The sequence below is a fragment of the Acidovorax delafieldii 2AN genome, from assembly GCF_000175235.1.
Taxonomy (GTDB): domain Bacteria; phylum Pseudomonadota; class Gammaproteobacteria; order Burkholderiales; family Burkholderiaceae_C; genus Acidovorax; species Acidovorax delafieldii_B.
The window spans coordinates 1-2,700 of the sequence record NZ_ACQT01000367.1; the positions used below are offsets into that span (position 1 = coordinate 1).

General features: G+C 68.2%; 4 protein-coding genes. All 4 read right to left on the reverse strand.

All coding sequences use genetic code 11. The features are described 5' to 3' along the window. Positions 1-202 (reverse strand): metallophosphoesterase family protein (locus ACDELDRAFT_RS21080; RefSeq protein ID WP_005800197.1); only part of this gene is annotated, 202 nt, incomplete at its 3' end. Between the two features lie 251 nt (positions 203-453). Beyond that, the gene (locus tag ACDELDRAFT_RS21085) at positions 454-870 is read right to left on the reverse strand and encodes an organic hydroperoxide resistance protein (protein ID WP_005800199.1); all 417 of its coding nucleotides are present in this window, start codon (positions 868-870) and stop codon (positions 454-456) included. Positions 871-950: 80 nt separating this feature from the next. After that, the gene (locus tag ACDELDRAFT_RS21090; RefSeq protein WP_005800200.1) at positions 951-1,412 is read right to left on the reverse strand and encodes a MarR family winged helix-turn-helix transcriptional regulator; all 462 of its coding nucleotides are present in this window, start codon (positions 1,410-1,412) and stop codon (positions 951-953) included. Positions 1,413-1,788: 376 nt separating this feature from the next. After that, complete coding sequence (locus tag ACDELDRAFT_RS21095) at positions 1,789-2,607, reverse strand: crotonase/enoyl-CoA hydratase family protein (protein WP_005800201.1); 819 nt, start codon at positions 2,605-2,607, stop codon at positions 1,789-1,791. Positions 2,608-2,700 lie beyond the last annotated feature (93 nt).

A 2,700-nucleotide genomic window follows, 5' to 3' on the forward strand; every position in this document is an offset into this window, starting at 1 on the left:
CGTCATGGTTGCCGCCAAGAACGCAGTGGCCTTCTTCCACCAGCGCCATGGCTCGCTGCACCACGTAGCCGGGGTCGGCGCCATAGCCCACCAGGTCGCCCAGCCAGGCAAAGCGCTGCGCGCCCTGCGTGCGGGCATGGGCCATGCAGGCGTCAAGTGCCTGGCGGTTGGAATGAATGTCTGACAGCAGCGCCAGCTTCATCGATGTCTCCTTTGACCCCCATCATGCCGCGTCTAGCTGAGGCCAAACTTGCAGGGGCAAGGCATCGGTTCGTGCAGCAGGCACCGGGGCGGGTCTCAGGTGGACACTATGCGCCGGTGCACCGCGCACCACCGCAGGGGACGCCCACCGGCCGGCAACGGAGAGTCCTGACGGGCCTCAGGGCCCGGGGGGTGCCGCCCCCCGCAGCGCAGCGGTGGGACAGGCCGCGCCGGGCTCGGGGGCTCGGGGGCTCAGACCAGCGTGAGCGCCACGTCGATGTTGCCGCGCGTGGCGTTGGAGTAGGGGCAGACCTGGTGGGCTGCGTCCACCAGGGCCTGGGCGGCGCCGCGCTCCATGCCGGGCAGGCTGATGGCCATGCGCACGGCGATGCCGTAGCCCGCGCCGACCTTGCCCAGATCCACACTGGCGTCGATGGCCAGGTCTTGCGGCAGCGTGATCTTCTGCATGCCGGCCACGGCCTTCATGGCGCCAATGAAGCAGGCCGAGTAGCCGGCGGCAAAGAGCTGTTCGGGGTTGGTGCCCGTGCCGCTGGTGCCGGGTGAGGACAGCTTGACGTCCAGGCGGCCATCATCGGTGCGCGACGCGCCGTCGCGGCCCCCAGTGGTGTGGGCGTGGGCGGTGTACAGGACTTTTTCGAGCGATGCCATGGTGTCTTCCTTGGTGGCTTGCCCCGCAGGGCGGGGCGGTTGGAGGGAATCGGTGATTGCTTCGTTGGCGCGGCGGCGGGTCACCGCGGCGCGAGCTTGCTGCGCAGGTGCTGGAGCTGCCCGGTGAGCGCCGTCAGCTCGGCAAGCGAGCACTGGCTGCTTTGCAGCACGCACTGCGGAATGGCTTCGGCACGGTCGCGCAGCGCACGGCCGGCGGTCGTGAGGGTGAGGCGCACGCGGCGCTCGTCCTGGGCATCCCGCAGCCGGGCAATGTGGCCCTGGGCTTCCAGCCGCTTGAGCAACGGGGTGAGCGTGCCGGAGTCGAGGAACAGGCGTTCCCCCAGCTCCGACACCGTGAGCCCGTCCTGCTCCCACAGCACCATCATCACCAGATACTGAGGATAGGTCAGGCCGATGGCGTCGAGCAGCGGCTTGTACAGCTTGGTCATCGCCAGCGAGGCGGAATACAGCGCAAAGCAGACTTGGTTGTCCAGCCGCAGGATGGCGGGGCTGGGGGAGAAAGAGGTGCTGTTGCTGGGCATGTGGTGAATTATGTTTCGCAATTAAATTGCGTGTAATTAAATTGTTGAAAACATTGTTGACTGCGAGGACGGCGGAGGGCGGGGCAGGTGCGAAGTCGCCATCCATGGTATGAGCGTGACCGGGGGGCTGGCCGTAACGCTCCTTATTCAATAGGAAAGAGTGGCCAAGGAATAAGCGCATGCGGCGGTCTTTGCCAAAAATCCCCTCGCCCGCTGCACGGGTTGGTGCTAGTGGGGGCCGGCGGCTGTTGCAAGGGAGGGTGGCGGTGCGCAGGGGCGCTGCAGCCTGTCGAAAGCCGGCCCGCGACGGCTCCGGCTTGGCGAACCCTGGCGAGCCCAGGCAAAGATCTCGCAGGATGGCCCGCCTGCGCAGACCTCAGCGCCCGCGGAACTGCGCCGGCCGCCGTTCGATGAATGCGCGCACCCCTTCCGCTGCGTCCTCGCTGTTGGCCAGCCGCTTCTGTACGGGAATGAACTCCGCCACCGCTGCCGCCGGCCCTTGTTCGATGGCCTTGAGCACGTTGAGCCGCGTGGCCACCACGGCCAGCGGGGCCTGGGCGGCGATGCGCTCGGCAATCCGCAGGGCCTCGCCCAGCTCCTGGCCGGCCGGCACCACCCTCTGCACGAAGTTCAACCGGAAGGCTTCGGCGCTGCCGAATTCATCGGCCGTCAGCAGGTGCAGTAGCGCGTTGCCCGTGCCTGCGCGCTCGGCCATGCGCAGCGTGGCGCCGCCCGTGGCCATGATGCCGCGCTGCACCTCCATCTGCGAGAAGCGGCAGTCGTCGGCCGCCACCACGATGTCGGCGCCCAGCATCAGTTCGATGCCCACGGTGAAGCAGATGCCTTTGACGGCCACCACCATCGGCTTGGTGCGGCGCCGGTAGCCCGGCAGGCCGTAGTCGTGCGGCTCCACCAGGCCCTCGGGGGTGGCTTTTTCACCGCGCTGCATGTAGGCGCTCACGGCGGGCAGGTCCAGGCCCGCGGTGAAGTGGTCGCCAAACGCATGCAGCACGCCCACGCGCAGATCGGGATCGTCGTCGAGGCGCGTATAGGCCTCGGCCAGCTGGCGGAACATGGACGGCGTCCAGCCGTTGCGCTTGGCCGGGCGGTTGATGCCGATGAGCAGCACATGGCCGAGCACCTGGGTGTCGATGCAGCCTTCGGGTGGGGGCGTGGTGGGGGTGATGGCGGGCATGGTGTCGGTGTCTCCTTGCCCACGATTGAAAACGCATCGCGCCGCGCGCGCCGTCCCAAGCGGGACAGCGTGCAAGGGCCTGGGGCCGCTTGC

What these genes read in the sequence shown, in the direction of transcription:
- ACDELDRAFT_RS21085 (WP_005800199.1), bottom strand. Translation starts at nt 870, where the DNA reads ATGGCATCGCTCGAAAAAGTCCTGTACACCGCCCACGCCCACACCACT.
- ACDELDRAFT_RS21090 (WP_005800200.1), bottom strand. Translation starts at nt 1,412, where the DNA reads ATGCCCAGCAACAGCACCTCTTTCTCCCCCAGCCCCGCCATCCTGCGG.
- ACDELDRAFT_RS21095 (WP_005800201.1), bottom strand. Translation starts at nt 2,607, where the DNA reads ATGCCCGCCATCACCCCCACCACGCCCCCACCCGAAGGCTGCATCGAC.